The organism is Aequorivita vladivostokensis, assembly GCF_000952855.1.
GTDB classification, from domain to species: domain Bacteria; phylum Bacteroidota; class Bacteroidia; order Flavobacteriales; family Flavobacteriaceae; genus Aequorivita; species Aequorivita vladivostokensis.
Genome location: NZ_JSVU01000011.1, coordinates 1 through 15856 on the forward strand (window position 1 = coordinate 1; position 15856 = coordinate 15856).

Consider the following 15856-nt stretch of genomic DNA (forward strand, 5'->3'; position numbering starts at 1 on the left):
GATGTTTCCGCTTATGTTAACGCATCCTTCCAGGTACGCTATACCTTTGACGACCTTGGCGGATGGGGCTGGGGCGCTGGCGTGGACAACTTCCTGTTGACCTACGAAGCGGCCGCGGGCGGTGGCCTTGACGTTTTCCTTGACGCGAACGGTATGGCCTCAATCAGCCCCAACGATCTTGTGACCGGTGTTAACGAAGCTTGCGGATATACTATTTCCGCTGCCGGAACGGGCGGCGGCTCTATGGAAACGCTTACCACCACCTTTGCCGGCGGGAACGGCCTTGACGGCGCCATGTTTGATGTGGTCGCGGTCAATGACCTTACCATAGATTCCTTTGACGTAAACCTTGATACGGGCATTACCGATGATATAGAGGTCTATTTCAAGACCGGTACCTGGGTGGGGTCGAATACCGATCCAAGCGCCTGGACCTTATTGGCGACCGCCAACGTGACCTCTGCCGGTGATGGCCTGCCCACTCCGCTGAACCTTGATTTGGGCGTGGCAGTGGCCCCGGGCGAAAGGGTTGCGTTTTACGTAACCACGATAAACGGTGGTATGAACTATACCAATGGAACCACTACGGGCAACCTTTTTGCCTCCGATGCGAATTTGGAGTTCTACGAAGGCCGCGGTATGAGCTACCCATTTACGGGTGGATTTGAGCCGCGCGTGTTCAACGGCAATATCCATTACACCACTGGTGGAGGCTCCGGCCTGGACTTTACCTGCGCCGATCTGGGCGAGAACATCATCGAGGTCACCGTTACCGACAACAGCGGCAACAGCTCGACCTGTATGGCCGTTGTGAACGTGATAGACAACGTGGCCCCGGTCATTACCTGCGGGCCTCCCGTTGTCGCCGAGACCCAGACGGAGGATTTCGAGGGCGCCTCGGTACCCTCGGGATGGAGCACCCAGATAAACGCGGGCTCGGACGATTGGGCCTTCGGCTCGGGCGATATGCCCATCGGGGACGATTTCCCGACCAACGCGGCCATCTTCAACGATGACGCGGCGGGTAGCGGCCAGGTGAACAATGTTACGCTTCTTTCACCGGTCTATGACATAAGCGGCGCCACGACCGCCTCGCTTTCCTTCGACTATGCAATGCAGGAGTTTGCCGGTGACGGTACCCTTACCGTTGAGGTCTATGACGGAGCGGCATGGCAGCAGATCCTCTTTGTCGATGTGGACACCAACCCGATCAATACCGGGGCCATCGATATGACGGCCTATATGAGCGCCGACTTCCAGGTTCGCTTTACATATGACGACGAGGGCGGCTGGGCCTGGGGCGCCGGGGTGGACAATTTCGAGCTCAGCTATACCATGGTTCCCACCAGCAGCGTGGTGGAGATCGAGCTCGGGCCCGACGGCACTACCGACGTGGATCCCTACAGTCTCGTTTCCAATATCGATGAGGCCTGCGGCATCGCTACCATCGCGGTGGACGTGCCCACGGTAAGTTGCGCGGACATAGGCGGCACGTTTATGATCACCGTGTTCGTTAGCGATACCAGCGGCAACATAGCCTCCTGTATTGCAGAGGTGAGCGTCGTGGACAGACTTGGCCCCGTCATTACCTGTCCGGCAGACCAGACGGTCGATCCGGGCGCCGGCAACCTGTTCTATATAGTTCCGGATTACTTCGCCAACGGGGAGGCAACCGCAGCCGACAACTGTACCGATCCCGTGACGGTAACGGCACAGGATCCCGCACCGGGCACCGCTCTTTCCGATGGGGTATATACCGTTACCCTGACGGCCACCGATGAGTACGGCAACTCCTCGACCTGTGATTTCGAGCTTACGGTTGAGTCCGTGCTTGGCCTGAACCAGAACAGCCTGGAGTCCGGCGTGGCGCTATATCCGAACCCGGCCAGCAACGTGGTGAACCTTGTGAACAGGACCAACATCTCGCTCGAGAAAATGATGGTCTACGACATAAACGGCAAACTGGTGAACCAGACGGACCTTCGCACCATGCAGGGCGAAAAGGCCGTGGACGTTTCGTCCCTTGCGGCAGGTGTCTATATGGTACAGATTATTGGTGAAAATGCAAGCACTGTAAAGCGTTACCTTTCTTATTAAAATCAACAAAATGAAAAAAGTAATCCCTTTGTTGGCCCTGGCCCTAATGGTCATGGCCTGCAACAATTCAAAAGAAAAAGAAAACACGAAACAAACTGAAGACCAAATGGACCAGACCGAGAACCCGTTACTTTCCGAAAGTACCCTGCCATACGGGGCACCGGATTTTTCAAAAATAAAGGATGAGCACTTTAAGCCGGCAATGCTCGAAGGAATAGAACAGCAAAAGAAGGCCGTTGAGGCCATTGCCAATTCAGAGGAAGAACCCACTTTTGAAAATACGGTTCTCGCTTTGGAAAAGAGTGGAGAATTATTGAACCGAACATCGCAAGTATTTTATGCCCTTGCAGGTGCAAATACAAATGAAACCTTGCAGACGGTAGAGGAGGAGATGGCTCCAAAGTTTGCTGCCCAAAAGGATATGATTTATTTGAACGATAAACTTTTCAAGCGGTTTAAAACACTTCACGATAAAAAAGAATCGCTAAACCTCGATCCGGAATCTTTGAAGCTTTTGGAAGAATATTACGAGGACTTTGAAATTGCTGGCGCCAATCTTTCTTCAGAAGACAAGGAAAAACTGAAGCAGTACAATGAAACCATAGCCACGCTGACCACCAAATTTGGAAAAACCCTATTGGATGCCAACAATGCCGGGGCGGTTACGTTTACCAATAAGGAGGATTTGGCAGGGGTGGATGAAGATTTTCTGAAATCAAAGGAAAATAAAGACGGCCCAGGATGGAAAATTCCACTGCAAAATACCACCCAACAACCGTTGTTGCAATCTATGCAAAATAGAGCAAGCCGTGAAAAATTGTTTAAAGCGGCTTGGCACAGGGCAGACCATGGCGCAAACGATACACGCGACTTAATAAAACAATTGGTGGAAGTGCGTGCCCAAAAGGCAAAACTACTCGGATTTAACAATTATGCCGAATGGAGCCTTCAAAAAACGATGGCCAAGACCCCTGAAAATGTAAATGCATTTTTCGGCAAGCTTATTCCCGCCGCAACGGCTAAAGCGCAGATGGAAGCTGATGAAATTCAAGAGATGATAAATTCCAAAGGAGAGGATTTCACCTTAGAACCTTGGGATTGGAACTATTATGCCGAAATGGTCCGCAAAAAGAAATACGATTTGGACGAGGACCAGATAAAGCCCTATTTTGAGCTTAACAACGTTTTGGAAAAAGGTGTTTTTTATGCGGCCCAAAAGTTGTACGGAATTACCTATAAACCCAGAACCGATATACCCACATATCATGAAGATGTAAAGGTTTATGAGCTTTTTGAAGAAGACGGCGAACCATTGGGACTTTTTTATACAGATTATTTTTCGCGCCCAAGCAAGAGTGGCGGGGCTTGGATGGACAATTTTGTAACCCAATCTAAGCTATACAACAAAAAACCGGTAATCTACAATGTTTGTAACTACCCAAAACCTGCAAATGGGGAACCTGCCTTGTTGACCTATGATGAAGTTGAAACCATGTTCCACGAGTTCGGGCATGCGCTGCATGGGTTTTTTGCAGACCAGCAGTATCCCTCGCTTTCGGGTACTTCGGTGGCGCGCGATTTTGTGGAGTTTCCTTCCCAGTTCAATGAAAACTGGGCGCTTTATCCCGAAATTCTTAAGAACTACGCACTTCATTATAAAACGGGAGAGCCCATTCCACAAGCTTTGATCGATAAGATCAAAAATTCGGGAACTTTTAATCAAGGCTATAGCTTGACCGAAAACTTGGCTGCATCAAATCTGGATATGCAGTGGCATACCATTTCTTCCGATAAAAAAATAGACGATGTAAACGCTTTTGAAAAAGAGGCCTTGCACAACACCAAACTCGATGTGGTACACGCGGTGCCGCCCAGATATCGCTCCACCTATTTCTCACATATTTTTGCGGGAGGCTATGCTGCGGGCTATTATTCCTATTCGTGGACGGAGATGCTCCATCACGACGCCTTCAATTGGTTTGAGACCCACGGAGGCCTGACCCGTGAAAATGGCCAGCGTTTCCGCGATATGGTCTTGTCGAAAGGAAATACCATGAATCTTGAGGAAATGTATAAAGATTGGCGCGGCAGCGATCCGAAAATCGGGCCAATGCTGAAGGCAAGAGGATTAAAGTGATAAATTAAAAAAAGAATGCACGAATAATTCTATGTAATTATTCGTGCATTTGTATTTAACACTACAAGCTTTTTGTTACTTTTTCTTTTTAGAGCTTTTCTTATCCTTCTTGGGATGCACTAACTTCAGTTCATCAATCAAGTTGGTTGCGCCAGCATATTTATCCATTATAAAAAGCACATACCGAATATCGACCATTATATTACGGGACAGCGCAGGGTCGTAGTAGTAATCACTCATAGTTCCTTCCCAAACGCGGTCAAAGTTTAAGCCGATTAAATTTCCGTGGGCATCAATGGCAGGGCTTCCGCTATTGCCGCCAGTGGTGTGATTGGTGCCTATGAAGTTAACTGGCATTTTGCCGTTTTCGCCATAGGGGCCATAATCCTTTGCTTTGTAAAGGTCAATCAATTTTTGGGGTACATCAAATTCATAATCGCCCGGAATGTATTTCTGCATAACGCCTTCAAGGTGGGTTACTGGCTCATAATAAATAGCATCCGCGGGGGAGTAGCCAGCTACTTTTCCGTAGGTTACCCGTAGGGTTCTGTTTGCATTGGGAAAAATACGCGCTTCCTTGGGGCTCAATTCCAGCAGTGCTTTCATATAATCGCGTTGATGTCCGGAAATGTTTAGTTCCAGCACTTCGTATTTTGGAGCAACTTTATCAAAATAAGTATCGGCCATTTCCTGTGCAACCTTGAATCCAGGGTCGTTGTTTAACTTTTCAATGATCGTTTCGGCATCGCCTTCCAACAAAATTTTTAGGGAATCATAATCAACGAAGGCGGAATTGCTATAGACAGCATTTGCAAGTTGTGTGGCGTTTATATTCAGAAAGGAAGCGGGCAAAAACTGCGGAGGAACATTTTCAGTATAAAGCGCGATCAAAGCTTCAAAGACCTCTTTGTCCACTTGTTTGTTATAATCTTTATAATGGCTTTCGGCACTTTCTATAAGATTGTTCTTTCTGTCCATAAAAGATTGGGCGCCACGATTTTCGTACACTTGTTTCAATTGATACGTTTGGAATGCCAAGCGCAGCAGTTCCACATTGCGCACTACGGTTTCAAGAAAATACTCCCTCGCTAAGGCGTAAGGCTCTATTTCGGTATAATACTGCTCAAATTTTGGCAAAAGTTGTCCGTACTCCTGTTGTTTTCCTTTTTTGTTTATCTGTTCGGTCAGCGCTCTTTCCTGTTGCTTTTTAATCCCTACGGCGTTTGATTTTGTCAAGCCAAGAGTTTCGCCTTTCCACTTTTTCCAGTAATTGGCAATGCGGGCAAACTTTGAGGCATATTGAATTTTAATCTGCGGATCGGCACGCATATACTTATCCTGAATGGCCAAGGCAGCATCGCGAATAGCAATACGCGCGGGATTTACCGTATTAATAACCTGTTCAATTGCAACGGAAGGCAAATACTCGTCCGTAGTGCCGGGATAGCCAAAAACCAGCGTGAAATCGTTTTCGGCTACACCATCGAGCGAGATGGGCAGGAAGTGTTTTGGCGTGTAAGGTACATTGTCTTCGGAATATTCTGCGGGTCGGTTATTTTTATCGGCGTAGATTCTGAAAAGCGAAAAATCGCCGGTATGCCTTGGCCATATCCAGTTATCGGTATCGCTGCCAAACTTTCCAATGGAAGAGGGTGGAGCACCCACCAAACGCACATCCTTAAAAGTTTCAACTACAAAAAGCATATACTGGTTGCCCTCATAAAAAGTACGTACACGGTTTTCCTGCCAGGCTTCCTTGGGCGAAGTCTGGACCACGAGAGCGATATTCTCTTCTATCTTTTTTTGCTTATCTGCCTCGCTCATTGCTTCGTTAATACCTTCAAGCACTTGTTCGGTTACGTCTTCAATACGAACCATAAAGCTGGCCGTTACGCCGGGATTGGGAAGTTCATCCTTCAGGCTCATTGCCCAAAATCCATTTTCCAGATAATCATTTTCCAAAGAGGAATGGCTCTGGATCTGCGAATACCCGCAGTGGTGATTGGTAAGCAGAAGTCCTTGGTTGCTTATAACTTCGGAAGTGCAGCCGCCGTTAAAATGCGGAACGGCATCTTTTAGGCTGGCATTGTTAACGTCGTAAATATCCTTGGCGGTCATTTTCATGCCGAGGTTTTTCATTTCAGATTCGTTTATTCCTTCCAAAAGCGAAGGAATCCACATGCCGCCCTGCTGGGCGAACAGCGGCAACGATAAAAAGATAAAAAGTAAGCGTAGTAATTTCATCAAATTGAATTTTAGAATAGCCTGCAATATACTAATAGCTGTTGAGATGGTAAAACCAAATTGAAGGGTGAAACTTATAGTATCGTTCAGTTCTTACTCGTGAATTTTATGGAACTATTTTCGGTTTCTAAAGAAAAGGAATTCTATGAAGGTGACTTCAAATAATGGATTAATTTTTATGGATAGGATTTTATCGGTTGTTATTAATAGCTGATTTTCAAAATTTCTATCTTTTTTATTTCCCCGCCCAATTTGAATTTAACCACTTCGCCCACTTTATGGCCTGTGAGGGCTACAGCAATCGGGGCGACGAAACCTATTTTTCGTTTGGCAATATCGGCTTCGTCCACACCCACAATCTGAAAGGTTTGGGGAGTGGGGGATGTAGCGATTTTGTAGGTAACCGTGGCGCCGAATCGCACTTCCTCCTTTGGCTGAGTTGCCGAATCTAGAATCCTTGCGGAAGCAATGCGCTCGTTTAGCAGATCCAATTTGCCGTTTAGCACTGCCAATTCTATACGGCGCTGCTGCTCGTGCGTGGTGGGTAGGGTGGCGCGCTCTTGCTCTAACTGGGTTCGTTCGTTTAATAACAGTTGCATACCCCTGGGCGTTACATAATTAGTAACTCCGTTGGGCAATGCTGCCCGCGGCGGTATAATGGGAGTTTCCTCCTGGTCTCCTTCCTTTACAAATCCTCTGCTCATAAGGTTCTTTTGGATTTAAAGGTACTTATTTTTAAGGATTGTTTTTTACTATGAGCCGTAGTACTTTAAGTAGGACTAACTTTGAATATGATTTTCGGTAATATGGGTGGTTTGACTGCTTTCGGTAGATTTTCCCTTTATGAGAACTGTTGAATAGAAAATTATAGACAGGATGGCCAGCAGAAATGCCATTCCCATAATAACAACAATTATATATTTAAAAAGATGTGCGTCTAAAATGTAGGATATAGCAGTGCCCTTTCGCATAAATTCTCTTATTGATAGCGTAGGTTAGTGCTAATTAATTTACAAAGGGCAATTGGGGATGTTAAAGTTAAAAAATATGCACCAATATTTTAACTTATTTCCATCTTTTAATAACTTGTATCATAAAATGTTATGATTTGAAATCTGAATAGTACTGTTGATAAAGTTACCGATTGGTTTGTCATTGTTAAATATTTATTATAATCAGTTCTAACATGTGTGTTAGCCGCTATTTTTTTCTAACTTCGCAAACAATGAAAGCGATAATCCACAAGTCATTAGCTGTTTTTATGGCGGGCGTAGTTCTTTTTACTACGATGTCCTTCGCAGTCGATGTCCATTTTTGTGGTGAAACCTTGGTTGACTATTCCTTTTTTCAGAAAGTTGATACTTGTGGGATGGAAGATATTTCAGAAGGTTCCACTTGTGAAAGTCCCACCCTCAGCGAAAAGACTTGTTGTAAGGACCAGCAATTTTTGAAACAAGGCCAGGAAGACCTAAAACTTTCCGTGGACAAGCTTTCTCTGGGGCAACAAATTTTTGTTGCATCCTTTACCTATTCTTATATCAGTCTGTTTGAGGCAACCCAATCTACAGCGGTTCCTTTTGTAGCCTATCCGCCTCCCTTTATTGAACGGGATTTGCAAGTGCTGCACCAGACATTCTTAATTTGATTTTTAAACAGTATCCCGATGCTTTCGGGATTTTGCCCTGCGGCTCTTCCGTTTAGGGCTCGTTTTGTTGCGTTCCTACCCGTAGGTTGATGTTTCCTCGCAACAAAACCAATTATTTTAATTAACTGTTTAATTATCAAGATTTATGCTAAATAAGAGCATCAAATTTCTCATAGAAAATAAACTCGTTGCGGTTTTAATACTCGTCGCTTTTGTGGGCTTCGGAACGGTTTACGCCCCTTTCAATTGGAATACCGGCTTTTTGCCATCAGACCCTGTGGCAGTGGATGCCATCCCGGATATAGGGGAAAACCAGCAGATTGTTTTCACAAAGTGGGATGGGCGTTCGCCCCAAGATATTGAGGACCAAATTACCTATCCACTGACTACCACTTTGTTGGGTATTCCTGGCGTTAAAACCATTCGGAGTTCTTCCATGTTTGGCTTCTCAAGTATCTATATCATTTTTGAAGAGGATGTTGAATTTTATTGGAGCCGCAGCCGTATTCTTGAAAAACTCAATTCCCTGCCGAGTGGACTTTTGCCCGAAGGGGTAAGCCCTGCTTTAGGGCCTGACGCTACTGGATTGGGACAAATTTTTTGGTACACCCTCGAAGGTCGCGATAAGGATGGCAATGTAACGGGCGGTTGGGATTTGCAGGAGCTTCGCAGCATTCAGGATTATTATGTGAAATATGCCTTGGCCTCTGCCAGCGGAGTCTCAGAAGTCGCATCCATTGGCGGTTATGTAAAGGAATATCAAATAGACGTAAACCCCGAGCTGATGCGCCAGTATAACATCAGCTTAAGCCAAGTTGTGAAAGCGGTAAAGGAAAGCAATAGGGACATCGGCGCACAAACCTTGGAAATCAATCAGGCAGAATATTTGGTCCGCGGATTGGGCTACGTAAAATCGGTTTCGGATATTGAAAACGCGGTGGTTACTTCAGAAAATTATACCTCCATTAAGATTAGCGATATCGCCAAGGTAACACTTGGACCCGCAGCAAGGCGTGGCATCTTGGACAAGGAAGGCGCTGAGGTTGTGGGCGCGGTGGTGGTTGCCCGATATGGTGCCAATCCATTGGAGGTCATTAATAATGTGAAGGATAAAATTAACGAATTAAGTGCAGGTCTGCCCACCAAAGTTTTGAGTGATGGCAGGACCTCGCAGGTAACCATAGTTCCTTTTTACGACCGTACCGAGCTTATACAGGAAACCTTGGGCACGCTCAACGAAGCCCTGACACTGGAGATATTGATTACTATTTTGGTCATTATCATAATGGTGTTCAATCTTCGGGCATCCGCATTGATTTCAGGATTGCTGCCGGTGGCGGTCCTAATGGTGTTTATTGCCATGAAATTCTTCAATGTGGATGCTAACATTGTAGCACTTTCGGGTATAGCCATTGCTATTGGAACAATGGTGGATGTGGGCGTTATACTTTCCGAAAACATCATCCGGCATTTGGAAGAGGAAAAAGAAAAGTTGGCTGGAGTCAGCCAAGATTTAGAAAGAAGCACTCCTGGCTTAAAACCGCCTGCAACAAAATCCATCAATACAATAGTATATAACGCAACTGCCGAGGTCTCGGGCGCTATCGTGACGGCTGTGATGACTACAATTATCAGTTTCATTCCCGTATTTACAATGATAGGTGCAGAAGGGAAATTGTTTAGGCCATTGGCTTTTACAAAAACCTTTGCATTAACGGCTTCCATAATTGTAGCCTTATTTTTAATTCCGCCTTTCGCAGCTTTTCTATTCAGAAGAAAAAGCATCAAAAAGAATTTCAGCTACGCCATAAATGCGGTGTTGATTATAGTAGGAATTACAGCCGTAATCTTCGGATATTGGTTAGCCTTAATTTTGATTGCCTATGGCGTTACAGGCCTTCTGAAACTTCAGAAAAAAGTTGATGACAAACAGGCAAATCTCATCAATATCAGTATTTCCGTAATTGCAATAGTATTCCTTTTGGCCGAATACTGGCGGCCGTTAGGGGTGGATAAAAGCATTTTTTGGAATCTTATTTTTGTAAGTATTATCTGTTTTGGATTGTTGGGCATCTTCACTTTGTTCATCAAATATTATACTCCTATTTTAAGATGGTGTTTGGATAATAAGCTGCTGTTCCTCTCTGTTCCAACGGCTATCGTAATTGCCGGATTTTTAATTATGAAGAATACGGGAAAGGAATTCATGCCGTCGCTAAATGAAGGCTCCTTCCTATTGATGCCGACTTCTATGCCGCACGCGGGCGTGGAAGAGAACAAAAGGGTATTGCAACAACTGGATATGGCCGTTGCCAGCATTCCCGAAATAGAAACCGTGGTGGGAAAAGCAGGTAGAACCGAATCGGCTCTGGACCCAGCGCCCTTGTCCATGTACGAGAACATCATTCAATACAAGCCCGAATATATGTTGAACCAAACCGGGGAGCGCCAACGGTTTAAAGTGAACGATGACGGCCTTTTTATTCGGAAAGATAACAGCTTGGTCGCCAACCCAAATATGGACGTCAGTTCTGCTGAACATAATAGTGCCGTGGAGAACGCTCGAAAAAGTGGCAAGAATGTTTTAATTACCGTTGATGAATCTAGTGATAAACTTATAGCAGATGAGGATGGTGAATTTTTCAGAAACTGGCGGCCAGAAATTCATTCCCCCGATGATATTTGGAACGAAATAGTAAGGGTCACAAAACTACCGGGAGTTACTTCTGCCCCTAAATTACAACCTATTGAAACCCGTTTGGTAATGCTCCAAACAGGAATGCGCGCGCCGATGGGCATCAAAGTGAAAGGCCAGGATTTAAGACAAATAGAAGCTTTCGGCATCGAGTTGGAAACCATCCTTAAACAGGCCGAAGGCGTGAAACAGGAAGCCGTTTTTGCAGACCGCATCGTGGGCAAACCCTATTTGTTGGTAGATATGGATAGAACAAAACTGGCCCGATACGGAGTTACTATCGAAAGCGTTCAGGATGTCCTGAAGGTAGCCGTAGGCGGAATGGTCTTGACCCAAACCGTGGAAGGCAGGGAGCGCTATGGCGTTAGGGTTCGCTATCCGCGTGAACTGCGTGGCGACCCATCAGATTTGGAGGGTATTTATGTACCCGTGGAAAAAGGCAGTCCTGTACCGTTAAGTGAACTGGCCACTATCAAATACGAGCAAGGGCCACAGGTAATAAAAAGTGAAGACACTTTTTTGGTGGGCTACGTGCTTTTCGACAAGCTGGAGGGCTTTGCCGAGGTAAATGTGGTTGAGAATGCCCAAGCGTTGATTCAGGACAAGATTGACTCGGGCGAATTGATACTGCCAAAAGGCATCAGTTATCAATTTACGGGAACCTATGAAAACCAGTTGCGCGCAGAGAAAACGTTATCGGTGGTGGTACCCTTGGCCTTGGCCATTATCTTTTTGATTCTGTACTTCCAGTTCCGCTCCGTGGCTACCTCTCTTATGGTTTTTACGGGCATTGCGGTAGCATTTGCGGGTGGCTTCCTAATGATTTGGTTCTACGGGCAAGGATGGTTTTTGAACTTCAATTTCTTTGGCGAAAATCTGCGGGATCTGTTTCAAATGCACACAATTAATCTGAGCGTTGCCGTGTGGGTAGGCTTTATCGCCCTATTCGGGATTGCGACAGATGACGGTGTGGTAATGGCAACTTACCTGACCCAGACTTTTGAAAGAAACCAACCGGAAAGCAGAAAAGAGATAAGGGCATCTATAGTAGAAGCCGGGGAAAAACGAATCAGACCGTGTTTAATGACCACCGCCACGACCATATTGGCGCTTTTGCCAATTTTAACCTCCACCGGTCGGGGGAGCGACATTATGATTCCCATGGCCATCCCCAGTTTTGGGGGGATGCTCATTGCGTTAATCACCTTGTTTGTGGTACCCGTATTGTTTAGTTGGCGCAAGGAATTGCAACAGCAGAGAATCAAAAAATAAGAACCAAGATTAAACGAAAATGAAACAATTAAAAATAATTATCAAACAAAAAGCCATCCTGTTTCTTGGCTTTTGGCTCTTGGCTCTCAACGGCTACGCACAGGATTTACAGACATTTATAGACGAAGCCATGGCCAACAGTCCCGAAATCCAAAAGGTCGATTTTCAGTATAAAATAGCTTCTGAAAAAGTGCAGGAAGTAAACAGCCTGCCAAACACCGAATTTAACTTCGGGGTTATGGCCATCGCTCCTGAAATGGAGATGCCGATGGAGCGGTTCAGGGCCTCTGCAATGCAAATGTTGCCGTGGTTTGGAACTATTTCGGCACGGGAAAATTACGCCTCTTCCATGGCCGATGCCCAATATGTGGAGGTAACCATTGCCAAGCGAAAACTGGCGCTATCGGTTGCGCAGTTTTACTATCAGCTTTATGAAATCAGGGCCAAACAGGAAGTGCTCGAAAAAAACATTGCGCTCCTAAGGACCTACGAACGTTTGGCGCTCACTTCGGTGGAAGTGGGAAAGGCTTCTGCCGTGGACGTTTTGCGTTTACAGATTCGGCAGAACGAACTGCAGCAATCTATAAACGTTTTAACGCAGCAGAACAAGGGAATACAAGCTGCTTTGAACAGTGTGATGAATAGGGAACACGACAGGGAGATTGCGGCGATTTCTTCCTTGGAAATACCCGAAAACGACAATTTTTATAGTTACGAGCGCTTGTCGGTAAACCCGGAGTTGCTAAAATATGATAAGCTTTACGAATCCGTGGAGCGCTCAGAATTGTTGAACCAAAAAGAAAGCGGGCCAATGGTGGGATTTGGTGTGGAATATATCAACCAAGAAAATAGCCCTATGATAACGAGTGATTTTAAGGATATGGTGATGCCGATGGTCTCTTTGTCGATTCCTATTTTCAACAATAAATATAAATCGCAGACCAGGCAGAACGAACTGCGCAAGCTAGAAATCCAATCGCAAAAAGAGGAACGCTTAAATGTTTTAAAAGCGGAATTGGCAAAGGCCATTTCCCTAAGCAAGCAGGCGCGTATAATGTATGAGACACAGGCAAAAAACCTGAAACAGGCCGAAGATGCTGAGGAAATTCTCATCAAAAATTATGAGACCGGAACCATAGATTTTAACGATGTGCTGGACATACAGGAACTGCAATTAAAATTTCAGATGAGCCAGATTGAAGCAGTAAAACAATATTATGCACAAGCTGCCGTGATAAATTATTTGATAGAATAGCAAACCAAGATGTATTAATTTAAATAGAATTATTATGAAAAATTCAAACCAACACTCAAAAAACAACAATTACACAAAATTCATTTTGATGCTTGCCGCATCCTTTGTGGCAATGTACATCACAATGTATTTGAACACGTATGAAATTGACCACGTGTATTTCAGCCTGACAAGATTCTATATGAGCTGTTTAGGAATAGCCTGTATGGCGGTAATTATGTGGTTTTTTATGCGGAAAATGTACCAAAACAAAAAAAAGAATATTGCCATTCTTTTAGGTAGCTTGATACTTTTCGTCAGCGCACTTGGACTGGTACGGGCACAGCGCCCCATTATAGGCGATGTTTTGTACATGCGGGCAATGATTCCACACCATTCCATTGCAATTTTGACGAGTAAAAGAGCCGATATAAAGGATCCCGAGGTTCGCAAACTGGCCGATGAAATCATTAAAGCACAGGAAAAGGAAATTGCCGAAATGAAAAGATATATCCAGCGTTTGGAAGCTGAAAAATAATAACACCTTTAGTCCGGCCCAGCTTGTCTGTAACGAGTACAGTCGAGTGGTCGAGATCTATTTAATTATAACTTTATGAAAAAATACATCATCTACATTGCCATTTTAGCCATTGGCTTAGTTTTGGGCTACGTCTTTTTCGGCGGACCTGCTGAAGGATCATTAAGCACCAAAGATGTTTCCGATATGTCCGACAGTGACAGAGAACAGAGCCAAATGTGGACCTGCTCCATGCATCCACAGATTATGCAGCCCGAACCCGGCGACTGCCCCATCTGCGGAATGGATTTGATTCCTGCGGAAACAGGCGCCGATGGACTCGCAATGAACGAAATAAAAATGACGGAAAACGCCATGGCGCTGGCAAACATTCAAACCACGATAGTTGGCAATGCTTCGGCTGCGGATGGAAACGCAATGACGCTTTCGGGAAAAATAATGCCCAATGAAGAGGCAAACGCGGTACAGGCAAGTTATTTTGAAGGTCGAATTGAAAAATTGAACGTCAACTTTACCGGCGAGGAAGTACGAAAAGGCCAATTATTGGCTACCATTTATGCACCCAGTCTTGTTGCCGCACAACAGGAACTGCTTACTGCGGCGTCCATGAAGGAGTCGCAACCCGCACTGTACCAAGCGGTCCGCAATAAATTAAAACTTTGGAAACTTTCAGAAAGCCAAATCAATCAAATAGAAAGTTCTGGGAAGGTGCGTGAAAATTTTCCTATTTACGCCACGGTTTCCGGTACGGTTTCCCAAAAGATGGCAGAGGAGGGGGATTATGTAAAACAGGGGCAACCTATATTGAAAGTGAGCAATCTCAGTACCGTTTGGGCCATGTTTGATGCTTATGAAAATCAAATTTCGCAATTAAAAGAGGGCCAAAAGATAACCGTAACCACCAATGCCTACCCCAATAAGGAATTTGAAGCCACGGTATCATTTATTGACCCTATATTGAATACCAAATCCAGAACCGTTTCAGTAAGGGCAACCTTGAATAATAAGGAAGATATTTTGAAGCCGGGCATGTTCGTAACCGCAAAGGTAGAAACATCCAAGGAAAATGCGACACAATCGCCAATAACCGTTCCCGCTACGGCCGTGCTGTGGACGGGAGAAAGGTCTTTGGTGTATGTGAAAACAAATCCAAACGAGCCTATTTTCGAAATGCGGGAAGTAACCTTGGGTACTAAAAATGGCGACGTTTACACCATTGTTGACGGCCTAAAAAATGGCGAGGAAGTAGTTACAAACGGAACATTTACAGTTGATGCCGCAGCCCAGTTGCAAGACAAAAAAAGTATGATGAATACTCAAGGTGGCAAAACAACAACCGGTCATGAAGGACATACTGGCATGGGAAGTACTATTAGCAACGAACATTCTGCTAAAGCCTCCCATAACACTAGATTGGAAGTTTCTTCAAAATTCAAATCACAATTAAAAGGTGTTTTCGACAAGTATATCGAACTTAAAGATGCCTTGGTTAAGGACAATGCCGAAGCTGCCAAGAATAGCGCGGAAAAATTACTGAAGAATATTTCCGAAGTTGATATGAAACTCTTGAAGGAAAAGGAGGCCCATAACCATTGGATGCGATTGGAGAAGGAGCTAAAGGAGGCGGCCACCCCAATTTCCGAAACTGACGGTATTAAAAAGCAAAGAGAGCATTTTGTACCTCTTTCAGCACATTTTATAAATGCGGTTAGAACCTTCGGTATTGACCAAAAGGTGTTCGTGGAGTTTTGCCCCATGGCCAACAATGACGTGGGTGCCTATTGGCTGAGCGAGGACGAAGAAATCCGCAACCCGTATTTTGGAAAGGAAATGCTGAATTGCGGCAGTGTTATGGAAGAAATTTTTTAAAAGATACAATTGTTCTGTTGTTTTCCCTCATAATGATTTTTGTTAGCGAGCTGCGCTCTGCCTTGGTAAAAGAAATGCCTGTTTTGGAATTTCGCCAACTTTACTTGACCGCAGCAAACATTCGG

The 15856-nt window shown here is 45.0% G+C and carries 10 protein-coding genes; 7 read left to right on the plus strand and 3 right to left on the minus strand.

Features of this window, described 5'->3' with window-relative positions:
• Both MB09_RS13815 and MB09_RS13820 read left to right on the plus strand, forming a co-directional pair.
• Nucleotides 1-2097 (plus strand): T9SS type A sorting domain-containing protein (locus tag MB09_RS13815; protein WP_045081520.1); only part of this gene is annotated, 2097 nt, incomplete at its 5' end.
• A gap of 10 nt (nucleotides 2098-2107) precedes the next feature.
• A complete protein-coding gene (locus tag MB09_RS13820; RefSeq protein WP_045081521.1) occupies nucleotides 2108-4234 on the plus strand; it encodes a M3 family metallopeptidase in 2127 nt (708 codons plus the stop codon).
• Between the two features lie 75 nt (nucleotides 4235-4309).
• On the opposite strand, the gene MB09_RS13825 is transcribed toward MB09_RS13820, so the two are convergent.
• From MB09_RS13825 to MB09_RS16065, 3 genes are all read right to left on the minus strand, one after another.
• The gene (locus MB09_RS13825; RefSeq protein ID WP_045081522.1) at nucleotides 4310-6478 is read right to left on the minus strand and encodes a S46 family peptidase; all 2169 of its coding nucleotides are present in this window, start codon (nucleotides 6476-6478) and stop codon (nucleotides 4310-4312) included.
• 203 nt (nucleotides 6479-6681) lie between these two features.
• On the minus strand, nucleotides 6682-7182 hold the full coding sequence (locus tag MB09_RS13830) for a GreA/GreB family elongation factor (protein WP_045081523.1): 501 nt from the start codon (nucleotides 7180-7182) through the stop codon (nucleotides 6682-6684).
• A gap of 75 nt (nucleotides 7183-7257) precedes the next feature.
• Complete coding sequence (locus MB09_RS16065) at nucleotides 7258-7449, minus strand: hypothetical protein (RefSeq protein WP_131459930.1); 192 nt, start codon at nucleotides 7447-7449, stop codon at nucleotides 7258-7260.
• A gap of 254 nt (nucleotides 7450-7703) precedes the next feature.
• On the opposite strand from MB09_RS16065, the gene MB09_RS13835 reads away from it, so the two are divergent.
• From MB09_RS13835 to MB09_RS13855, 5 genes are all read left to right on the plus strand, one after another.
• A complete protein-coding gene (locus MB09_RS13835) occupies nucleotides 7704-8123 on the plus strand; it encodes an HYC_CC_PP family protein (RefSeq protein WP_045081524.1) in 420 nt (139 codons plus the stop codon).
• A 145-nt stretch (nucleotides 8124-8268) separates the two neighbouring features.
• Nucleotides 8269-12090 (plus strand): efflux RND transporter permease subunit, encoded by a 3822-nt coding sequence (locus MB09_RS13840; RefSeq protein ID WP_045081525.1) that lies wholly within the window; start codon nucleotides 8269-8271, stop codon nucleotides 12088-12090.
• Between the two features lie 19 nt (nucleotides 12091-12109).
• Complete coding sequence (locus MB09_RS13845; protein WP_045081526.1) at nucleotides 12110-13345, plus strand: TolC family protein; 1236 nt, start codon at nucleotides 12110-12112, stop codon at nucleotides 13343-13345.
• Nucleotides 13346-13379: 34 nt separating this feature from the next.
• A complete protein-coding gene (locus MB09_RS13850; protein WP_045081527.1) occupies nucleotides 13380-13862 on the plus strand; it encodes a DUF305 domain-containing protein in 483 nt (160 codons plus the stop codon).
• A gap of 75 nt (nucleotides 13863-13937) precedes the next feature.
• Nucleotides 13938-15731, plus strand: coding sequence for an efflux RND transporter periplasmic adaptor subunit (locus tag MB09_RS13855; protein WP_045081528.1), 1794 nt, complete (start codon nucleotides 13938-13940; stop codon nucleotides 15729-15731).
• The last annotated feature ends 125 nt before the right edge of the window (nucleotides 15732-15856 follow it).